Raw genomic sequence first — 21,855 nt, 5'->3', positions numbered from 1 at the left:
AAAACGGATTAATTACCTATCATGAAAGTGACTAAAGTAGAAATTTTTGATATTGAATGCCCTAAACGCCCCCAGTGGAACCCGGTGTTTGTGCGGGTTTACACCGATGAAGGTATTACCGGTGTAGGTGAAGCGGGTCTCGCTTACGATTGGGGACACAGCGCGGCAGCGCATATGATTAAAGAAATCGCAGAAGCCATGTTAATTGGCTTTAATCCCTTCCACACTGAGTTACTGTGGAGCCGTATGTTGAGAGAAGGATTCTGGGGGTTGGGCGGCGGCCCAGTGATTTATGCTGCAATGAGCGCTATTGATACCGCTCTTTGGGATATCAAAGGGAAAGCCCTTGGTTTGCCAGTATACGAGTTACTGGGAGGAAAAACCAATGGCAAGCTCAGAAGCTATGCCAGCCAGTTACAGTTTGACTGGGATAAAGAAGTCACTAAATTAAACGACCCAGCAGACTATGCCCGCGCCACTGAAAAGGCCCTCAAAGACGGCTATGACGCGGTAAAAGTTGACCCTATTGTTTACGACAAAGACGGCAACACACACTTCGACAGAACCAAACTGTTTACCAAGCCGGAACTCAAATTATTTAAAGCCCGCTTACAAGCCATTCGCGACACTATGGGCGAAGACGGCGACATTATTTTTGAGTGTCACAGCTTACTGGGGGCCTCTACCGCAATTCAACTTGGCGATATCGTAGAAGAAATTGGCTGCTTGTATTACGAAGAGCCGGTGAACTACTTAAATTCAAAACTGCACGATAAAGTCGCCAAAAACGTCAATGTACCCATTGCCGGGGGCGAACGCCTTTACCATCGCTGGGATGTACGCCCTTATCTTGAGGATCAGTCTATTGACGTACTGCAACCGGATGTCGGCTTGTGCGGTGGGTTTACTGAAGCGAAGAAAGTGTGCGACTACGCTGATATTTACGACGTACGTATTCAGGCGCATGTTTGCGGCGGGCCAGTTGCCACAGCGGCTAGCCTACACTTGGAAACCGCCATTCCCAATTTCCTTATCCACGAACATCATACCTACGCCATAAAAGAGTGGAATCGCGAGTTGTGTATCCAAGACCCACAGCCAGTCAACGGGTTTATTGAAGCGCCAGACACGCCGGGAATTGGTATCGATTTAAACGATGATGTGGTTTATCGGTCACCCCACATGACCGTTACCTCGCTTAAATAGCACACAAAAAATGATAAAAAGGCGGTGAGGGTCAGTGCGCATACCGCCTTTTTACACATGCCCCTATCTCCAATACCAGTCCTTGGCATTGGTCAACATTAACGCCTGTTGCTGTGCCCTATCCATGCTGTGACTTAATTGGTAATACCCATCCCATAAGGCGCGATAGGGCATGCGCCAATTCGACAAAGGGAAGTTGCTGGCAAACATCACCTCAGGCACTGACACCAGCGTGAGTAATTCATCAAACACAAAACGGGCACGCTGCCAGGACCACTGTCGCTGTTGCATTTCCAATCCCGAAAATTTGAACACTACTTGCGCTGATTCACTCAAATCCCTGATGTGTTGCCGCCATCGTTTAAAGCTCAGGCTCGATATTTCCAAAGGCGCTATGGCAGCGTGGTTTAGGGCAACGCGCAGCGTAGGATTGCGTTCAATAACACCAAGCAATGCACCCACCGCGGCATTATCGGCAAGGTTTAACTGAGCTTCAAAAGAAAGCCCTAAGGCCGACAGGTGTGACAAACTCCATTGTGCTTTGGGCGTGCCTAAAATCGCACAGGCCTGCTCATCCAGAATGTGCCTTACCCCACAGACAGACTGAAAGCCAGCCAGTAAGTCGATATGCGCCCTTGCACTATTTGCGGTGATATCCACACACGCGATACTGCGAAAAGGCAGCCGACAATGTCGCTCAAGAAAATGAATTTCTCGCCAAGGCCTGTGGTTGTCATAGCCCGCTTCAATATGAACAAAGCCAGTAAGTGCACCTTGAGCACCACGTATTAGCGTATGTTCGGTAACGTCTTTGGCGATATCTGCCTTATCACGCCAAAAGGGGGCGCGTTGTGGCTCTAGCCATTTATACTCCCCTTCGCTTAAGGCAAATAAGTGTATATGGGGGTCAATCCATCTTGCTAAGTTAGCCGCTGTAGTTGCTAAGGCATTATCGGTGTGCGCTGTCATGATCAATTTAGAACGCACTTACTGTGCGGTATAGCCTCCGTCCACGGCATACAAACTACCGGTAATAAACGACGCTTTATCACTGCACAAAAAGTAGGTGAGCTCTGCCACATCCCGTGGTTGACCCAGTCGCCTTATTGGTTGCGCTGCGGCTTCTTGAACCATCACATCCGCTTTATTCTCTCCCGAACGCGCCACGTATTTATCTATTGCATTATGAAACAAAGGGGTTTCAATAGTACCGGGGCACACAGCATTGACCCGAATATTAAAAGGCGCGTAATCCAAAGCAGTGGTTTTCGCCATTGACGCTAAGGCGCCTTTAGTCAGCCCATAAGCAAAAGAATTGCGCTTTCCTACAAATGATTGATCCGAGCCCATCACCACTATGGCGCCTGAACGTTGCGTTTTCATCGCGGGCAAACAGGCCTTTATGGCGGCATACGCCCCTTTTACATTTAAATTAAAGATGCGATCAAGCAGGGCTTCATCAGTGTCTTCTATCGTCGCAGAAACGTGGATCCCAGCGTTGCACACCAAAGCATCTATGCGCTGATGAAGTATAAGCACTTCATCAATGGCGGTTTGCACTTCGCTTACCTTACTTACGTCACATTGTTTCCACGTGGCGTTTTCCAGTGGCACATCAAAGTTGCGAATATCCAGGTTTATTACGTCAAATCCTTGTTCACTAAATACTTCGCATACCGCTAAGCCTATGCCTAAGCTGCCCCCCGTCACCACGCAAATGGGTCGTTTTTTCGCCATAGTTATCACATACCTTGTTCCTAATTGGCTTAAGCATGCCAGTGGGGCTAAGAAAAGCAAGTATCACGTATGACAACCCTACATAAACCAAATTTATGATTAAGTTTCCCTTAACGGACTACTCTGACTATGCTTTTTGTGACTATAATAGGCAAAAATTAAAACACTTGTTTGAAAAAGGAGTCATCCATGCCTCTGTACCATGCGCCTACCGCTGATTTTCAGTTTCTTCTGAAAGACTGGCTTGGTCTTGATGCCCACTACGAAAAGCTAGGAATTAGTGATTTTGATAGTGAATTGGCTAATGAAATTATTGCTCAGGGTGCTAAGTTTGCCCTGGATGTGGTTGCCCCGCTTAACCGTGAAGGCGACGAAGAAGGGTGTAAACTTGAAAATGGCAAGATAACCACACCAAAAGGTTTCGCCGAGGCGTATCAGGAATATGTGGCGAATGGCTGGAATGCCATGTTAGGTACAGCCGATTACGATGGACAGGACTTACCGTATACGATGGCAGTACCTGTTCATGAAATGTTAAACGCAGCAAACCTGAGCTGGCGTTTAACCACCATGCTTACCGAAAGCGCGACGCTGGCAGTGACTAAACACGCCAGCCAAACATTGAAAGACACTTACCTAGCTAAACTCATTAGTGGTGAGTGGACGGGCACAATGAATCTCACTGAACCTCACGCAGGAACTGACTTAAGCTTATTAAGTACCAAGGCAGAACCACAAGGTGATGGTAGTTACCGCATAACCGGCAACAAAATATTTATTACCGCAGGTGATCAAGACTGGACGGATAATGTTATTCACTTAGTCCTTGCCCGACTACCTGATGCTCCAAAAGGGGTGAAAGGGATCAGTTTGTTCTTAGTGCCCAAATTCCTACCTGATTCAAACAATGAGCCGGGCGAAGCTAACAGCTTGTCGGTGGGTAGTATCGAACACAAGATGGGGATTAAAGCGAGCCCAACTTGCGTAATGAACTTCGACGGAGCGACAGGCTGGTTAGTCGGTGAAGAAAACCAAGGCTTAGCCTGCATGTTCACCATGATGAATGACGCGCGATTCCAAGTGGGATTACAGGGTCTGGGGGCTGCTGAAGCGTCCTATCAAGGTGCGTTGACCTACGCGCGAGAGCGAGTCCAATCCCGTGCGCCTCAGGGCATCCAAAACCCTGAAGGCAAGGCTGATCCTATCGTATTTCAACCTGATGTTGCGCGCATGCTGCTGACGCAAAAGTCGCTAATTGAGGGCTGCCGTGCCCTATCGCTTTTCTATGCTAAATTCATGGATATTGAAAAGCTCGCTGACGGAAAAGAAAAAGAAGACGCAGATAACGTACTGCAGTTTCTCACCCCGATATGTAAAGCATTTATGACCGATATGGGACTGGAAACCACCAGTCTGGGTGTTCAAGTATTTGGTGGCCACGGCTTTATCCGTGAGTGGGGCATGGAACAACTTATGCGCGACGTTCGCATTACCATGCTTTATGAAGGAACCAATGGCATCCAGGCACTGGATCTTATCGGCCGTAAGCTCACCCGCGATGGGGGACAGATGATGGAGTCCACCTATCAAGCGTTTAACGCGCTTATCGCTGACATGCAGAATTCTGAAAGTCAAAGCCTCGCCCAGGGTATTTTGGACGACTGGCGTGCCTCGTCTGCAGACTGTTTGGGAATGGATGCCACTACCGCAGCTTCTGCGGCATGTGACTACTTAGCTTACAGTGCCTATTCACTGATTGCTGCACTGTGGTACAGCATGGCTGATAAAGCACAAGGCAGTGACAATGCCGTACTCGCGGCTTCGAAACAGAAAACCTGCGATTTTTACATGGCGCGTATTCTGCCTCGTCGCGACGCGCATAAAACGGCCTATCAAGCAGGGCCAGACACCACATTGGCCATTTCCGGTAGTGAGTTTGACTACCTGTAACGCTAAAATACAAGGTCGCCAATAGGCGACCTTTTTTTATTACATCATTAACGCAGGCATGATGACCTAGTGCGTTGACACAACTTGTTTTGCAAACGTATCGGCAAACCAGTCGTCTAGCATCGCCTTTTCGTATGACAGTGATTCAGAGCGATAGCGACGAATGCCTGATTCCATAAAATCCATATCTTTGAGTTTTACGTCTTCCTCACTTGCGATAACCTTCCCGGCAGCATCAGATAACGTATAACTGAAGCTCATTCTAGGGATATCGATACGCTTGATTACGCGAATATCACTGGCGCCGGAATTACCGAACCCCACAAACTGACTAGGCCATACTTCCCCTGCCAAATCCACATTAGTGACAATCATTGTCAGCACCTGATCTTGTGGTAAGGCGCTGCCTAATTCAACAATATGTGCTTCTAACTCACTCAGTGTGCGCTCTCTGAAACGAACTCGTGACTCATTCGACGGTCTGACATCGGAGAAAGATTCAGGATCTTTCCAGGTGATCTTCACTTCAGCAGCGTAAGAAGGAAGCGCCACCGAGGCCACGCCGAGAATAGCTGCAAAACTCATACAAAATAACGTGCTTACTTTGGTCACTTTCATGCTCCTATTCACCACTTTAAACCTCCATCTACTGACACTAAAATTACCATAACACGCATGGGAAAATGGTGTGAATACGCGTGACTATCTTTTTTGTAATAGCGGAGACTGTTTGATGATTAGGCAAAGGTGGGCACGTTTAGTTCCCGTGAAATTAGGGTTTATATCGTCTTTTTCACAGTATGTTCGTTGAAAGCGTTGTAATGAAGTAGTATCTGCAGTAATGCGTTCCACATAACTTACCTGATAGGACTTTAGTGGCCCGAGCTGTTGCGCAATTTGTTCTCGTAATGCGGCTAGTTCTTCCCGCTCGGGGAGGCTCGCTAATTCGGTAAGATAGTTGGAAATAGACTGGTGTATATCTTCAAGAAAATACTGCACAAAGGGAGAGCGAAGCACCACAAACAAAACGATTATCTCAGCAGCAATGATAAAAAACCGTAACATGTTAACTCGCCTATTTAAGAAAATGGTGTTGTTGAAGGCATTGTGTACATAGGATATTTCCCCTTAGATATCAAAGAATACTTCGTGCAAATTATACCTTTACACCATTCCAGTGAGTGTTAAAACCACTCTACACCGTAAGTGTCGTACTGATATAATAGGTGTCAGAATGACTGACTGTAAATGCATTCAAATATACGCAAGTATACCTTTTTGGTGTGTTGAACACTGCCTTGCTTGACTAACGGCCAGCTCAACACCGGACAAACATTCTGAAGTTTCAGTATTGACTGAAACTTTCAAAAGATAGATCATACTCTCCATTATTGATCTATATTAAATACAGAATCGGCTGGGCTGTTATACTGCATAGGCAGTTCGTGATGTCAGCTAAGGTTAAACTATGAATGAAAAAATACCGGTTAAAAATGTCACACCGGTAAAAGTACACCAGCCAAAAGGCACCACAGAGGGTAAGCGTTATGACACGCGCAGCCGTATTTATGTACGTGCGGTCAAAGGCCCCCTTGAATCATTCCGCCGCTTTTTCGGGCTGTTTTTCCTCGCGCTTTTTGCGCTTATCCCGTGGATACAATACAACGGTCATCAGGCGGTGTTGCTGGATATCGGAGAACAACGCTTTACCATATTTTCGCTGACATTATGGCCGCAGGATCTCACTTTACTGGCATACATCTTTATCGTTTCAGCGTTTGCGCTGTTTTTCGTTACGACCTTTGCAGGAAGGGTGTGGTGCGGGTTTATGTGCCCCCAAACCACATGGGTATATATCTACACCTGGCTTGAAGAAAAGACGGAAGGGCCGCGAAACAAACGCATTGCCCTCGATGCCCGTCCCATGGACGGTGATAAGTTTTTACGAAAAACGGCCAAGCATACTGGCTGGATAACTATCGCGCTATTGACCGCCCTTACGTTTGTGGGTTACTTCACCCCTATCGGTGACTTATTCATTGATTTCTTTACTTTCAACACGAGTTTCTGGGCGGGCTTTTCAGTAATCTTCTTTGCGGTTTGTACCTATGGTAATGCAGGTTATATGCGGGAAATTATGTGCACGCATATCTGCCCCTACGCCCGCTTCCAGTCTGCGATGTTCGACAAAGATACCTTCACGGTTTCCTACAACGCTAACCGCGGTGAGCAACGGGGTCCACGACCGCGAAAACTTAGCCATGAACAAGTTCAGGAAAAGGGGTTAGGCGACTGCATCGATTGTAACCTGTGTGTACAGGTATGCCCCACCGGCATCGATATTCGCAATGGTCTGCAATACGAATGCATTAACTGTGGCGCCTGTGTGGATGCGTGCAACGGGGTAATGGAAAAAATGGATTACCCCAAAGGACTGATAAGTTTCACTTCTGAGGAAGAACTGGCCGGCGGTAAAACCCATATCATCCGTCCTAAGCTTATTGGTTACTTTGTGGTACTCATGGTTATGCTTGGCTTGCTATTTGCCAATATATGGACACGTAGTCCCACTGAAGTGGATATTATTCGCGATAGGAATTCCCTCTACCGCGAAACGAATGAAGGCCTGATTGAGAATGTATACACCATTAAAGTGCTTAACAAAACGCAACAGTCCCATACGTACTACGTTTCAGTAAAAGGCCTTCCTGATTACAAGTATATAGGTGAACAGGAAGTAACGGTTGAGGGTGGCGCGGTATACAGCACACCAATATCGGTTGCAACCGATGCCTATAATCTGGAAGATACGGTTACCGATATTTTTATCAGCGTAACCACCACCATAGATGGAGAAAGTGTTACCGTTGATGAGCCAACCAAGTTCCTTTATCGATGACAGATTTCTCATTCTCAGGACTCAGTCCTGACACTATATTGGATGCCCTGGAAAAACAGGGCATTTTTCTTCAAAGTGGATTGTTAGCGCTAAATAGTTATGAAAACCGTGTCTATCAATTTGTGGCAGAAGACGGCCAGCGCTATGTTGCTAAATTCTACCGACCGGGTCGCTGGACAGATACCCAAATAGCAGAAGAGCACAGCTTTGCGAAAGAATTGATCGACAACGACATTCCCATTGCTGCGCCCATCGCGATTGCCGGTGAAACACTTCACCATCACCAGGTCGACAATACGGATTACCGCTTTGCACTGTTCCCCTCTGTAGGGGGACGGCAGTTCGAAAATGACAACTTAGATCAGCTGGAATGGATGGGGCGGTTTATCGGCCGAATCCATCGCGTTGCACAGGCTAAGCCCTTCGCTCATCGCCCCTCTATCGATGTCGCGAGCTATTTAGATGAGCCCAGAGCCATTTTGTCACAAAGCACACTGTTACCAGAGCATTTGAAAACCGCGTTTTTTGCCATTTTGGATCCAGTGATCAACACCACCAAGGCGGCATACACTACGCAATCGACCCTGCGCTTACACGGTGACTGTCACCCCGGGAATATTTTATGGCGAGATGGCCCTACCTTCGTCGATTTGGACGACTGCCGCATGGGCCCCGCTATTCAAGATTTGTGGATGATGTTAAGTGGTGATAGACAACAACAGTTACTGCAACTTGATACACTTATTGAGGCCTATGAAGAGTTTCACTCGTTTGATAACGCAGAACTGGCGTTGATTGAGCCCTTGCGCGCCATGCGCATGGTTCACTATATGGCTTGGTTATCAAAACGTTGGCAGGACCCTGCATTTCCTCGCGCCTTTCCATGGTTTGCCGAAGACAAGTACTGGGAAGGTCAAATCCTGGCGTTGAAAGAGCAATTATCAGCCCTTAACGAAGCCCCCCTAAAGCTTGGGTTTTAAAGCCTCAGCAACTTCTATATACTCAAGTCCGCGCAGGTGCGCCGATGACTCATTTGTTCTACTGTCGTCGGCGTTAAACGGGAAATCAGTGAAATACTGATGCTGCCCCCGCAACGGTAAACTCAATGTCTCTAGTGACATTTTCTTTTCACACGCCACTGTCCGTTAAGTAAGCGATTACTTTTATGATGGGAAGGCAAAAGAGCCAACATGTCTATTCAAGCTCATATTGGCGAGTAAGCCCGGATACCGGCCTGAGCTTCGCAGTATGCCGCATTAACCAATAATAAGTTGGCATACATCCTTATAAACATGTGCTCGGGCGGAGCACATCTGAAACGATTATAAAAACCATGCGTACACTATTTACTCGTACAGCACTAAGTGCTGCTGTTTTCTCGTGCTTAACTCTATCTGCAGTTGCACACGCTACTTCAAATACTATCGAAACTCTCACTGTGACGGGCTCCCGATTACCTGTTCAGCTAACCCAATTTCCAGGTACAGTATCCATACTGACTGAATCTCAGATTAAAGCCTCGGGTGCAGTACAATTAACTGAGCTCATTCGCGGCTTGCCTGGGGTAAGCATTTCCCAATCTGGTAGTCCCGGTGGACTTACTGAAGTGCGCGTAAGAGGAAGTGAAACCAACCATTTACTGGTACTTATCGACGGTGTGGTGGCCAATGATGTGGGCCAGGGTAGCCTTATAGATTTAGCGCATTTAACCAGCGCGAATGTAGTGCGTATTGAATTACTCAGTGGCCCACAAAGTGCGCGCTGGGGAAGTGGCGCGATCGGTGGAGTGCTCAGTATCACCACCAAAGCGGGGCAATTCAATCAGGCTTCAGAAGGTATGACTCTGTCAGTCGGCGCGGGTACGCAAGACACTTATCAGGCAAACCTGAACGGGACAACCCAGCTCAATAACCTAGGTATTTCAGCGTATGTAAACTTTCTTGATACAGATGGTGACAACATCGCTCGTCAAGGAAACGAAAACGACGGTTACCAAAATACCACCGCAGGCATCAACTTCAATTATGCACATAATGACGTTCACACCTTTGTCGCGCAGTTGCGCAGTGTGGAATATCAAAACGACTATGATGGCACAGATTACGTTACTACCGGCCTGCCTACCGACTCAGATAATGTCACCGACGGAGCGCAGCTTAGTACTAAACTTCAGTGGTTATTTACTCCCACCTATTCGGCTTACCGCGCAACCCTCACTACCCAATACCGCAAAGACAAAAATGACAACACCACTTCTAAAATGGATGCAGGAGGCACGACAGGTGAACGTATTGAGGTGAATTGGACGGGCTTCTACTCACAAGAAAACTGGCAATTTGCCGGTGGCATTGAATACTTACAACGTTTATTTTCACAACGTGGGCCTGTTGGCTTTGGCGATCCTAACCACAAGCAACATGACAATACCAATAGCGCGTTTGGTGAAATTAACGTGCAATGGTCTGATACTGTGTCATCCAGCCTAAGCGCGCGTTACGATAATAACAGTGAATTCGACGATGCATCCAGCTATCGGGCGGGTGTCACCTGGCAAGTCAGTGATACCTATGCGTTATTTACCAGCTTAGGAAAAGCCGTTAAAACACCTACCTTCACTGAACGTTTTGGCTATTACCCTGCTAGTTTTATTGGTAATCCCAATCTACAACCTGAAACCAGTCAGGAGTGGGAAGTGGGCATTAAAGGCAGCTGGCAGCGAATAAGGGGGCAGGTCAGCTGGTATAACGCCGATCTAGAAAACGAAATAAACGGATTTGTGTATAACCCAGAGTTGGGTGCTTACAGCGCAGCGAATGTGGACGGAAAAAGCGATCGCCAAGGCCTCGAAATGTCGTTCGACTGGGCCAGCGCTTTAGGGACCCTCACCGCCTCGTATAGCTACTTAGATGCCCATCAGACTGACTCAGGCGTGACCACCACAGAATTGCGACGTGCACGCCATCAGGGCGCACTGACTTTTACTTCATCACTGGGAACACAGCGTCTAAGTGCCTATGCCAAACTCGCCTATACGGGTACCCGGTTTGATACGTATTTCCCGCCCTACCCAACGCCGTCACAAACGCTGGCTTTATCCGCTTATACGCTGGCAAGTGTAAACGTAAGCTATCGGATTAGTGATAGCTGGCAAGCGTCAGTGAAAGTGAATAACCTGTTTGATACCGATTACGAAGATATAGTTGGGTATGCAGGTCAGGAAAGAAGAGTGCTCGTGTCTGTCAACTACGCTCTATAGGATTCACTAAGGGCTACCACAGGTGTGTAGCCCTTCTTTATCTCCCTATTTTGGCTTATTACAATGTAAGCGTCTTCGTAGTTCCATCTCTGTAGTTAGTAAAAAAGGCAGAAAAACACACTGCTATTCATCGGATATTCATCAAAGTCCGTTAAGATCCATTCGTTGTATTTTTTTGCAGGCTCGTCGTGTAATGCTATATCGGCCTAGTTAACAATAAAAGCCTGTGATAATCTCGCGTTAGATAATTGTTTTAGATTGATAGGAATTGATTCCATGAAAAAGTTTGCAGTAATGGTTGTCATGGCAATGCTTTTGCCTTTAACCGCGTGCGCACAAGATAGCGCATCGAAATGGAAAGAAGGTACGCACTTTACAGTGCTTGACCGCGAAGCGACTGATAAGCCTGTTATTACTGAGTATTTCTCATACTGGTGCCCGCATTGCTTCCAGTTTGAGCCAATTGTGGCGCAAATCAAAGAGAAGAAAAACGAAGGCACTAAGTTCAACAAAGTGCACGTTAACTTCATGCGTTTTACCGGCCCTGATGTACAGGACGCTGCAACTAAGGCAATGCTAATTGCCCGTGCTATGAAGCAAGAAGAAGCGATGAATAGCGCCATATTCAATTATATTCACAAGCAGCGTGCATCCATCACAGGCCTTAGAGATTTGCGTAACATCTTTGTGGTAAATGGCATCGATGGCGAAGAATTCGATAAGCTAGCCAATAGCTTTGGTGTTAATAGTATGCTGCGTAAAAATCAGCAACAAATTGATGATTATCGCGACCACCTAACGGGTGTACCCAGCTTTATTATCAATGGGAAATACCAACCTAAATTTACTCCGGACATGACGTTCGACGATATTGCTGACCTTATTGTTTGGTTATCTGAACAGAAATAAGTACACCAACTCGACTACAAAACCACGACAAAAAATGGGCGCAACAGCGCCCATTTTTATTTAAGGAGACTTCTTTCGTGATGCACTCGGTACACGAATTTGCAGAATTTATATGTGAATTAGACAAGCTAAAGGCAGTAAAAAGGCAGATTACTTTGCCTGCTGACAATTATCGTCAGGAGAATTCTGCAGAACACAGTTGGCATGTTGCCCTCATGGCCACTATGTTAACCCCTTACGCCACATCACCTATTGATGTATCTCGCGTAATAAAAATGATCCTTATCCACGACATCGTAGAGATAGACGCCGGCGACATGTTTGCCTTTAATAGCCAACTGGATCACGACGCACAAGCTGAAAAAGAAGTCGCGGCGGCACAGCGGATCTTTGGCCTTCTTCCTGAACCTATTAACCGTGAAATGCTCGCATTGTGGTTAGAGTTCGAAGAGGCCACTTCAGTGGATGCAGAATTTGCCAAAGCAATGGATAGGGTTTTACCGGTATTTCAGAATATGCAGGATCAAGGGGGAAGCTGGAAAAAGCATACCATTTCCCGCAGTAAGATTGAAAAACGCAATATCCATTTACAAAGCTGTGCGCCCAAATTGTGGGATTACGTCATGTCTCAACTTGACCACGCGGTTAAACAAGGTTGGTTACACCAGTGACCAGACAATAAGTATTATCAAGTACAATACTTGGCATAATCCTGTGGTGTATTGATATTGACCAACGTTCGCTCTAGTCCGACGGGCACGTCAACACGCAATGCACCGACTGATTGGATAATGGTACGCATACTTCGCGGGGCTTGCCCCGAAATGGCGTGCGTTAACTTATCGAGGTGTGCAGCCACGTTGTATATCACCAAAGGAAAACACTCATTGTCATAGTGGCAACTGTGTTTCTCACCACATGCCACCTCTATCAACGGCAATATGCTTGCAGGTGTAAGCAGCGGCATATCTACCGGTATGATCACACAATGCCGGTACCTTTCGAAAAATAAGGGATTAGCCGTTTTATTTAGAGGACTTACACTGGACGGGGCATGGTGTACAAAACCACTATCCCCAGCGAGTGTGCGCAAGGCGTGCAGTAACGCAACTGCAGGACCTTGAAAGGAATAGGTATCCGCTATCTTATGCTTTTGCATTGGCTCATCTTTGCCACCCACGAAGATAGTATTTGCTACGCCCAACTGACAAAGCGCGTCCTGTGCAAGTTGCAAAAAGTCGCGCTGCCCAAGTTTAAGGTTGCGCTTATCTTTGCCCATTCGACGGGATTGCCCACCACACAAAATAAGGGCGCAGAAGTCATCTAACTCTGCCCCCTTTTCAGCGGGTTCATCATATGTAATAAACGTGCTTTTCACTGTCTTTAGCACTTAAAAGCGAGTGCCTACCCACATCCAAAATTTATTGGTATCCACTTTGATGTCACCGGCATCGTAGCTACCAAACTTGATGCCGACGTTGTATTTCCCAGCAAATTTTTTGGTGTATTGTGCATTGATCTCACTGCCTAAGTCATCTACACCACCAGCACTGTCGTCGCTACTAAAATCGTGATAGGCCACTATCCATTTGCCGCCGGCAAAACCACCCGACAACGAAAATTTAAGATCTTGCAACCCCTGAGCAGGGGTTGATAAAAATTGATCGGTCCACCCATTGAATTTGTGTAAGGTCGCTAAAGGCGTAGCAAAACCGTACTGACCGTCATCAGAACCCAGAAGTTCGTAATCCACTTTTGCTGTCAGTCCAGAGAACGTAGCACCGACATAAGCGTTCAAGTAAATGGCTTCAAAATCAGCAGCACTTTCACCAGCACCTGATTCGCTGGTCTGGGTTGCAAATTCACCACCGTAAGTCCACTTCACCTTTTCACTCGCGGCTTTTCCATCGTAACTTAAGCCGAAGGTATCTACGCCATTCGTTGTGCCATTATCCATTTCAAGCAAATACGCATAAGCCACAAACTTACCTATGTCAGATGTATAAGACATGTGTAACAAGTGGTCATTAGAATCAATGTCAGCTGCCTCAGCGAAAATACGGTTTCGTTTATAGAGATAGCTATAGAATAGTTCTACTTCTTTGTTTACTGCATATTTGGCACTAACAGCATCAAAGGTTTGCTTATCTTGACGCCACGCTACGTGCCCAACAAACCGGTGGTCATCAAGGGTAATCACTTGTCTCCCCAATCTGCCGGTAAAGCTGTCGGTTTTGTATTGAATATAGGCTTGATCAATTTCAGTGGTTTCGGGATCTGCAATTACCGAATATTCCCCGACATTGAACCCTGTTGGCCCCACGGAAAATTCATCTTGCCCCATCACAGTGCGGCTATCCTCAACTTCAGCGGTAAATGAGAACCCATTTACACTGCCTGTTGAAAAGCCCAGCCACGTACGCAGCGTTAATGCGCTGGCGTCTTTTAACCCGTTATCTTGATCAACCCCTTCATAGCGCAAATTAAAATCGGCGTAGGCGGTTGAGTCACTTAGCGCATCATGGATATCATTTGCCCATACTTGTGAACATAACGCAGTGAGTACTGAAACGGTAAGAAGATTGATACTCTTTTTGTGAAACGTTTTCATGTGTATTCCCTATCGGTTTTTGATTTTTAAAGTCAGCACCTCCCTCCCAGGCAAAAAATGCCAGGTGAAAGGCTTTATTCGGGTTTCGCCGATGTTGTGATTGACGGCAGGTTCGCCGCCTTACTCAGATGCCGATAGTGTCAGGCGGCATCTGAACTATTCGCGTCTTTTTTCTCAGATGTCACCTCATTGGATGAACGGTTCCCCCCTGACTTCGAACGAGAGGAAACCGTTTCAACTTTTTTTTGTTTATCGTATAAGAAGGTCAGCACTTCGTGCCGATAATGGTTGTAAGATGGGTTGTCAGCCAACGCCAACCTGTCCCGCGGGCGCGGAAGTGCTACGTCAATGATTTCCCCGATGGTAGCGGCTGGCCCATTGTTCATCATCACAATGCGATCTGATAGCAATACCGCTTCATCCACATCGTGCGTAATCATTATGACGGTATTACCCAGATCGGCGTGAATGTCCATTAACGAGTCTTGCAAGTGTGCGCGAGTAAGGGCATCCAATGCACCAAAGGGTTCATCCATTAATAACACCTTGGGCTCCATTGCTAACGCACGAGCTATACCTACTCGCTGCTTCATTCCCCCTGAAATTTCACTTGGCAATTTATCCAACGCATGAGTCATTTGCACAAGTTCCAGGTTGTGTAAAATCCATTCGCGCATTTCGCTTTTGCTCTTACCGCGCATGGTGGACTTCACCGCCAACTCAACATTTTTATAAACGCTCAACCACGGCAGTAATGAATGGTTTTGAAAAACCACCGCTCTTTCTGGGCCGGGTTGATTAACTTCGGCTCCATCAAGAATAACGCCGCCAGTGGTTGCTTGGTGTAATCCTGCAATAATGTTAAGTACGGTAGATTTACCACAACCGGAATGGCCAATCAGTGAGACAAACTCCCCTTTGGCAATTTTTAAATTCACGTCATCCAGTGCTTTAAATGGACCTTTGGGCGTAGGAAAATCAATGCCCACCTGGGCCAACTCTAAATGTTTTGACAACATGCTGTTCTCTCCTCTTATTCTGCGCCGCTAGCGCAGTACACTCGATTTGTCCCAGCTCACCGCTTGCTGGATGGACAACATAAGTCGATCTAGCACAAATCCAATTGCGCCTATGGTCAGTACCGCGACCATAATTCTGGCAAGGGATTCCGAACTCCCGTTTTGAAACTCATCCCACACAAATTTCCCCAATCCTGGGTTTTGCGCCAGCATTTCGGCTGCAATAAGCACCATCCACCCTATCCCTAACGACAGTCGAAGCCCGGTGAAAATCATAGGGATCGAAGATGGCAATACAATTTTTGTCAGGTGTGAAAGCGGCGTAAGACGCAACACTTTGCTTACATTTATTAAGTCTTTATCAATATTAGAAACGCCTACAGCCGTATTGATTAACGTGGGCCATAAGCAGCATAGCGACACCGTAAAAGCTGACGTGACAAAAGACTTTGAGAAGGCGGGGTCGTCACTCACATACAACGCACTCACCACCATGGTGACCAGTGGTAACCACGCTAAGGGAGACACCGGCTTAAATAGCTGAATTAAGGGGTTAATCGCAGTGTAGGCTGATTTACTCAGCCCACATAAAATGCCCAATGGCACAGCAATAAAAGAAGCGATAACAAAGCCAACCATTACCGTATAGAGACTGGTCCAAATCTGGTCAAAGAAGGTTGGCGCCCCAGTAAATTCACGTAACTTGGGAACATAACTGGGATCTTGTGCCATGCGTGCTGCATTTCTCTGGTCTTGACGCTGATAAAACGCATCCGCTTTTTCCCGCTGTGCAATGTGTTCATCAATCAGTGCACCACCTTGTTCCCATACTTGAGCTGGACCAGGAAATTGCCCCAGCGATGTATCAATACTTTTTGCTACACCATTCCATATGGCTAAAAACAGCAATAACCCAATCAGAGGCAACAAAAGCGCCGATATAGCCTGATAAAAGTGACCTAAGAATCCGCTAGCATTGGTTGCTGACGATGGAATTCGAAGTGTTGTGGTCATTTTGCTCATCGATTTTTCCTCACACCAAATAGCCCTTTAATAAGTACCGTTGTTGCGCCCAACTTGTAGCGGTGAGCGCAACAAGAACTCGGACTAAAGAACTGTGTTACCTTTTAAGCCAATTGTGAATTGTTCGAGATAGGCATTTGGCTTGCTCCCGTCGTAGGTCACACCGTCAATAAACTCGCTTTGGGGTGGTTTATAGCCCGTTTCAGTAGAAAACTCGGGGAAGTCTGACGCTTTTGCTTTTCCTTCTGCAATCAGTGCCAACGCTGCCTGAGCATAGATTTCAGGCTTGTATACTTTCTTAGCGATATCTTTGTACCAGTCATCTGTTTTGGCTTCAGAAATTTGCCCCCATCGGCGCATTTGTGTGAGGTACCAAATGGCATCGCTGTAAAACGGATACGTTGCGTGATAGCGGAAAAACACATTGAAATCGGGCACTTCGCGTTTGTCCCCTTTCTCGTATTCAAATGTGCCAGTCATACTGTTAGCCAGTACATCTTCATCGGCGCCCACATAGGTGCTCTTAGCGAGAATTTTGACGGCTTCTGGACGGTTTGCATTGTTGTTTTCATCTAGCCACATGGCTGCACGGATGAGTGCCTTAACCACGCGTATATGGGTGTTGGGATACTTCTTCGCCCAAGATTGGCTTACACCAAACACCTTCTCTGGGTTGTTTTTCCATATTTCATAGTCGGTGATCACCGGTACGCCAATGTTTTTGAAAACAGCCTGCTGATTCCACGGCTCACCTACGCAGTAGCCATAAATAGTTCCCGCTTCCATGGTAGCGGGCATTTGCGGAGGTGGCGTGACCGATAGCAGTGCTTGTGCATCGATTTGACCAGAGGTGTCCCCTTTATGTGGCGCGTAGAAACCGGGGTGAATTCCACCGGCCGCAAGCCAATAACGAAGTTCATAATTATGCGTAGAAACAGGGAATACCATGCCCATTTTAAATGGCTTACCTGCATTGCGGTATTCTTCCACAACTGGTTTTAAATAATCGGCTTTAATAGGATGTACGGGTTTACCGTCTTGTAAAGGAATATGGGCTTTCATTTTGTCCCATATTTCATTTGAAACCGTAATACCATTACCGTTGAGATCCATGCTAAACGCCGTGACCACATGAGACTCAGTGCCAAAACCGATAGTGGCGCCTAACGGCTGTCCCGCAAGCATATGGGCGCCGTCGAGTTGACCGTCAATAACACGATCTAATAGCACCTTCCAATTCGCCTGCGCTTCTAACGTGACATACAGCCCTTCATCTTCGAAAAATCCCTTTTCGTAAGCGATGGCAAGTGGCGCCATATCGGTAAGTTTTATGAACCCAAATTTGAGTTCTTCTTTTTCAGGCCACCCCACTGTAGGTTGTTGAGCCAATGCGATGCCGCTAGCAGCAGTAAAAGTAAGCGTCAATGCGGTACACAGTTTCACGCTCATCTTCGTTATTCGTTGCAATAGTAATGTTGCTTTAAACCCGTTCATACGTGTTCCTCGTAGCCAAAAAAAAACCCACCAGCGTATCGACATGTGACTGTCGCGCATGGTGGGCTTCATTGCCGTGTTTGTAAGATCGGAGTACTTACAAACGCATCAAATTGTAAATTGCAAGCAAGTATTCCCGCTTACACACCTCATGTTTAAGGATGTTTATCAAAAGATCTAGCCAGTACATCTAATGATGTTATTTTTATTATTATTTACTCGCCATAGCCGTGAAGATTAACGCTTCCCTACCGCTCTTCTTATTCCTAATTATGCACGTTATAGAGAGCAGCCTGTTTTACCTCTAAAGGAAAACACGCCTGCCTTTTGATAGCACTTGTATTAAAAGCACTGATTATGCCAAAAATGCAACAAATTGATTTTATTAAAAAAGAAGTGATGATTAGATGGATTTAATGGCTTGAGATCTGCTTTTCATGCACCAAAAAATAGAACTGCTGTTCAATATTGGTGCGACAGGGGTAACGCTAAGATAGCGTCCTACTTAGCGTTACCTTTGTTACCTAGCGGCCTATTACAAACGTCTTGTAAACTGCCCTATCGCATTGACAACTTCATTGGCGCCCCGTTGGATTTCTGTCATCGCTTTGCCAGATTCTGTTGAAAATTCGAGGGCTTCTCTGGCTTTTTCTTGGCCCACTTCAATGAGGTGTACTGCATTTTCTGTGAGCTTTCTATTTTCTACCACTACATTAACTATTTCTTCTGTGGCATTACTGGTACGCGAGGCTAACTGACGTACTTCATCGGCGACTACTGCAAAACCTCTACCTTGCTCGCCGGCTCTGGCTGCCTCTATAGCAGCATTAAGTGCCAGTAAGTTAGTTTGATCGGCAATGCCACTGATACTTTTCACAAGATCGGCTACTTTTTGCGACTGCTCATCTAAGTCCTTGATACCTGCACTGGCTGCTCCCATTTGCTTAGTAAGCTCGTTCATGGTGCGAACAGTAGAATCTAACACTTCACCGCCCATTTTTGCTTGTTGCCCGGTTTCCTGAGAAATATTAAACGCTACATTTGCAGCTTCAGATATGGCAAATTCCCGCTGCATTTGTTCGGTGATAACGGTGGCAAATTTAACCACTTTGTATAGCTTACCTTCTTCATTGCGAATGGGGTTATACGAGGCTTCTAGCCAAATTTCATCGCCACTTCTTCCCACACGCTTAAAACGCCCGGATTTTAACTCTCCGTTGGCTAAATCCCGCCAAAACCGTTTGTATTCTTCAGAGTTTGCTTCTTGCTCTGTACAGAACATTCTGTGATGCTTGCCTACGATCTGGTCAAGACTATAACCGGTTCCCTTTAAGAAATTGTCATTGGCTTTGATAATTGTGCCGTCCAAGTTGAACTCGATTACAGCTGATGAGCGATGAAGCGCCGCATTCATGTCTCGCAATTCGTTACTGTGGGCAATATTCTTAGTTTGCTCAGCCATGTAGAAGGCAATGCATTTCACATTACCGCTTGCATTATCAATGGGTTGCACAATTCCCCGCACCCAAATTTCCTGCCCTTTACTATGTCGAAAACTCACTGCCCCATGCCAGTGACGATGCTTTTTTATCGCTTCCAACAGATTCTTATTGTCAACCCGTTTAAGTCCCTCAGCGCTCATCAGGCTATCTAGCGTTTTACTTTCTATATCAGACAACGAATAACCTGTGGCTTGTGTGCACAAATTGTTGAGGTCTCTGATCCGGCCATCAGCGCTTAATTCTACATATAGCATCTCTTCTCTAAGTTCTTCCTGAATAGTTTGATAAGCCTCTAATTCCTTTTGTAAACGCTGGTTTTCCGCTATCAACGCGTTATTTTTGAAAAACATCACACTCTCCTGTTGGATCACTTCGTTATAGTTCAGGATTTCAAAAAACGCAGTGAAGCGAACGCCATCAAAGGCAGCAACGCTTTCAACTTCACGGGGTATGTTGAGAACCACTCACTAGAACAGATTTATTGTCAAAGTGTCTTATTAATTCGTCATTGCCTAAGTAGGGCATGAGCAAATAAATTCCACTTTGTTTTATTTAAAAGTAGCAGAAGATTGAAAAGTGTAGAGAGAATTTATTTCAACTTTTGTAATTAATTAACGAAAAAGCATTTTTAGACGAGATTATGTTATTTTTTTGCCATTTACCGTTTTAACACAACGGTTTCTACCCTGTGATTTTGCTTCATACAAAGCCTCATCAGCGACGTTCAACATGGTGGTCAAATCCCAAGTCGAATGTTTGTCAAAATAAAACGTTGCTACTCCTACGCTAACGGTAACATATGCAGAAGCGGCACTTTTCGAGTGGGGTAACTGCAATGCTTCAATGGCAGCACGAACTTTTTCAGCCTTTATACTGGCACCAGTTTCATCTGTATTGGCTAAGATAGCCACAAACTCTTCTCCACCGTAACGTGCGCAAAAGTCAGTGTTTCGGGTCATCACTTCACTCAAGGTCGCCGCCACAGACTTAAGACAAACATCGCCTTGAGTATGACCATAGTTGTCGTTATACGCTTTGAAGCTGTCTACATCTAACAGCAATAGTGATAAAGGCCAACTATAGCGTTTCGCTACAGCAATACTTTTGCCTACTTCAAGGTTAAACGCCCGTCGATTAGAAATACCGGTAAGGGGATCACTGAGTGATAGTTGAATCAGCTCCGCTTCCTGAGATTGCACCCGTTGAAAATACAGCGCAAAGGTTTTTGCTAAACGAGAAATTTCATCATTTCCTTCAAACGTTGCCACTTCATCACTGGCATTTTCTACTAGTGAGGTAAGGGCAACCAGCCGTTTAATAATGCGCTTGTATATATAAAAAATAATTGCACAGCAAAATAGCATTGCCACTGTTGAGAGAATAATCAGCCACGAGATTTGTTTCGATACCCGCTCACTTGCTGATACTGCGTGATATGACGTATTTTGAGTAACAGTAGAGGCACTGAATTCAATATTAGCTGCCACATCCTGCGCCAGGTGCTCAACAAAACTGCCTCTTCCCCGCAGCCTCCCTTGTATGCGCATTACATTAGCTTGCTTTTCTATCATCCCCTGTGGGCCTAGCAATCTGTGCGCTAAATATTCAGTAATGTCTCCCATCCCTTTTTGATGACCCGCGCTTTCTTTGAGGTGCGTGATACTTTTCTCAATATTAACTTCCAGTTTACGCAACTCATGTAGTTGATATTGCTGGTTTATCTGAGCTATCTGCAAAATCAGTGGCACCAGAGTCTGTGCAGAATGCAACGATAACTGCGTGCTGGACTCTTCGTCAAAAATACTGTTTAGGTACCTGAATAATACGTCTCTCTCAGCGCTAACTTCTTTGTCTATGTCTATCCGCAGACTCACTAAGTCTTCCAGCTCTTCTATTTCTTCGGCCAACACACTAAGCTGTGTGAGAAGGTAGTGTTGACTTTTATTTTGTTGTAAATCTGTAGCATTTAGTCGAACGATGGTTTCATCCAGTAAATTTTTTACAATGCGACGGGAAGAGTGATTTTCAGCCCCAGTTAATCGAGCGGTAAGCGAAGTTAAACGCTGCACATCCCTAGTAATAGACGAAGCATGAGTTAATGTGGGAATTGAAGAAGACGTCACGTTATTGAGCACGTGCTTTACATCATTTAGCCTGGATATAGATAACACAAGAATAAGCAGAAACAGCCCCATAACAGTGCACTGCGCTAAAATGAACAAATAAAGCGTCTTTTTTTTATGCTGCAT

The 21,855-nt window shown here is 45.9% G+C and carries 18 protein-coding genes and 1 riboswitch; of the genes, 7 read left to right on the top strand and 11 right to left on the bottom strand.

The annotated features are described in order from the left end of the window. Nucleotides 1–21: 21 nt before the first annotated feature. Nucleotides 22–1,206 carry a mandelate racemase/muconate lactonizing enzyme family protein gene (locus ACMCM8_RS01725; protein WP_412724840.1) on the top strand — a complete coding sequence of 395 codons (1,185 nt, stop codon included), beginning with the start codon at nucleotides 22–24 and terminating at the stop codon, nucleotides 1,204–1,206. A 63-nt stretch (nucleotides 1,207–1,269) separates the two neighbouring features. On the opposite strand, the gene ACMCM8_RS01720 is transcribed toward ACMCM8_RS01725, so the two are convergent. Then, a complete protein-coding gene (locus ACMCM8_RS01720; RefSeq protein ID WP_412724838.1) occupies nucleotides 1,270–2,175 on the bottom strand; it encodes an amidohydrolase family protein in 906 nt (301 codons plus the stop codon). An 18-nt stretch (nucleotides 2,176–2,193) separates the two neighbouring features. Then, nucleotides 2,194–2,943 carry an SDR family NAD(P)-dependent oxidoreductase gene (locus ACMCM8_RS01715; protein ID WP_412724836.1) on the bottom strand — a complete coding sequence of 250 codons (750 nt, stop codon included), beginning with the start codon at nucleotides 2,941–2,943 and terminating at the stop codon, nucleotides 2,194–2,196. A 189-nt stretch (nucleotides 2,944–3,132) separates the two neighbouring features. On the opposite strand from ACMCM8_RS01715, the gene ACMCM8_RS01710 reads away from it, so the two are divergent. Then, a complete protein-coding gene (locus ACMCM8_RS01710; protein ID WP_412724834.1) occupies nucleotides 3,133–4,893 on the top strand; it encodes an acyl-CoA dehydrogenase family protein in 1,761 nt (586 codons plus the stop codon). Between the two features lie 66 nt (nucleotides 4,894–4,959). On the opposite strand, the gene ACMCM8_RS01705 is transcribed toward ACMCM8_RS01710, so the two are convergent. Together ACMCM8_RS01705 and ACMCM8_RS01700 are read right to left on the bottom strand one after the other, a co-directional pair. Next, complete coding sequence (locus ACMCM8_RS01705) at nucleotides 4,960–5,511, bottom strand: DUF3016 domain-containing protein (protein ID WP_412724832.1); 552 nt, start codon at nucleotides 5,509–5,511, stop codon at nucleotides 4,960–4,962. Between the two features lie 84 nt (nucleotides 5,512–5,595). After that, a complete protein-coding gene (locus tag ACMCM8_RS01700; protein WP_412724830.1) occupies nucleotides 5,596–5,958 on the bottom strand; it encodes a hypothetical protein in 363 nt (120 codons plus the stop codon). Between the two features lie 403 nt (nucleotides 5,959–6,361). On the opposite strand from ACMCM8_RS01700, the gene ccoG reads away from it, so the two are divergent. From ccoG to ACMCM8_RS01675, 5 genes are all read left to right on the top strand, one after another. Next, nucleotides 6,362–7,792, top strand: a complete 1,431-nt coding sequence (gene ccoG, locus ACMCM8_RS01695; RefSeq protein ID WP_412724828.1) for a cytochrome c oxidase accessory protein CcoG — start codon at nucleotides 6,362–6,364, stop codon at nucleotides 7,790–7,792. Then, nucleotides 7,789–8,772, top strand: a complete 984-nt coding sequence (locus ACMCM8_RS01690) for a serine/threonine protein kinase (RefSeq protein WP_412724826.1) — start codon at nucleotides 7,789–7,791, stop codon at nucleotides 8,770–8,772. Before ccoG ends, ACMCM8_RS01690 begins: the two co-directional genes overlap by 4 nt. 17 nt (nucleotides 8,773–8,789) lie before the next feature. Then, nucleotides 8,790–9,044, top strand: a riboswitch (cobalamin riboswitch). A gap of 81 nt (nucleotides 9,045–9,125) precedes the next feature. Further along, nucleotides 9,126–11,048, top strand: a complete 1,923-nt coding sequence (locus tag ACMCM8_RS01685) for a TonB-dependent receptor plug domain-containing protein (RefSeq protein ID WP_412724824.1) — start codon at nucleotides 9,126–9,128, stop codon at nucleotides 11,046–11,048. A gap of 276 nt (nucleotides 11,049–11,324) precedes the next feature. Continuing rightward, nucleotides 11,325–11,957 (top strand): thiol:disulfide interchange protein DsbA/DsbL, encoded by a 633-nt coding sequence (locus ACMCM8_RS01680; protein WP_412724822.1) that lies wholly within the window; start codon nucleotides 11,325–11,327, stop codon nucleotides 11,955–11,957. Between the two features lie 80 nt (nucleotides 11,958–12,037). Then, nucleotides 12,038–12,628, top strand: coding sequence for an HD domain-containing protein (locus tag ACMCM8_RS01675; RefSeq protein ID WP_412727580.1), 591 nt, complete (start codon nucleotides 12,038–12,040; stop codon nucleotides 12,626–12,628). Between the two features lie 17 nt (nucleotides 12,629–12,645). Here the strand turns inward: ACMCM8_RS01675 and mobA are convergent, their stop codons facing one another. The 7 genes from mobA to ACMCM8_RS01640 form a co-directional block, all read right to left on the bottom strand. After that, complete coding sequence (gene mobA, locus ACMCM8_RS01670) at nucleotides 12,646–13,335, bottom strand: molybdenum cofactor guanylyltransferase (protein ID WP_412724820.1); 690 nt, start codon at nucleotides 13,333–13,335, stop codon at nucleotides 12,646–12,648. Nucleotides 13,336–13,347: 12 nt separating this feature from the next. Continuing rightward, entirely contained in the window at nucleotides 13,348–14,568 is a 1,221-nt protein-coding gene (locus tag ACMCM8_RS01665) for an alginate export family protein (RefSeq protein WP_412724818.1), read from the bottom strand. Nucleotides 14,569–14,708: 140 nt separating this feature from the next. Next, nucleotides 14,709–15,587 (bottom strand): ABC transporter ATP-binding protein, encoded by an 879-nt coding sequence (locus ACMCM8_RS01660; RefSeq protein ID WP_412724816.1) that lies wholly within the window; start codon nucleotides 15,585–15,587, stop codon nucleotides 14,709–14,711. Between the two features lie 27 nt (nucleotides 15,588–15,614). After that, entirely contained in the window at nucleotides 15,615–16,610 is a 996-nt protein-coding gene (locus ACMCM8_RS01655; protein WP_412724814.1) for an ABC transporter permease, read from the bottom strand. 84 nt (nucleotides 16,611–16,694) lie between these two features. Continuing rightward, nucleotides 16,695–18,104, bottom strand: a complete 1,410-nt coding sequence (locus tag ACMCM8_RS01650) for a CmpA/NrtA family ABC transporter substrate-binding protein (protein WP_412724812.1) — start codon at nucleotides 18,102–18,104, stop codon at nucleotides 16,695–16,697. Nucleotides 18,105–18,639: 535 nt separating this feature from the next. Beyond that, nucleotides 18,640–19,956 carry a methyl-accepting chemotaxis protein gene (locus tag ACMCM8_RS01645; protein ID WP_412724810.1) on the bottom strand — a complete coding sequence of 439 codons (1,317 nt, stop codon included), beginning with the start codon at nucleotides 19,954–19,956 and terminating at the stop codon, nucleotides 18,640–18,642. Between the two features lie 288 nt (nucleotides 19,957–20,244). Beyond that, nucleotides 20,245–21,855 carry a GGDEF domain-containing protein gene (locus ACMCM8_RS01640; protein ID WP_412724808.1) on the bottom strand — a complete coding sequence of 537 codons (1,611 nt, stop codon included), beginning with the start codon at nucleotides 21,853–21,855 and terminating at the stop codon, nucleotides 20,245–20,247.

The organism is Alteromonas sp. D210916BOD_24 (assembly GCF_047159385.1).
Lineage (GTDB): Bacteria > Pseudomonadota > Gammaproteobacteria > Enterobacterales > Alteromonadaceae > Alteromonas.
Note: the sequence above shows the minus strand (reverse complement) of the source record. Positions and strands in the feature narration are given on the sequence as shown.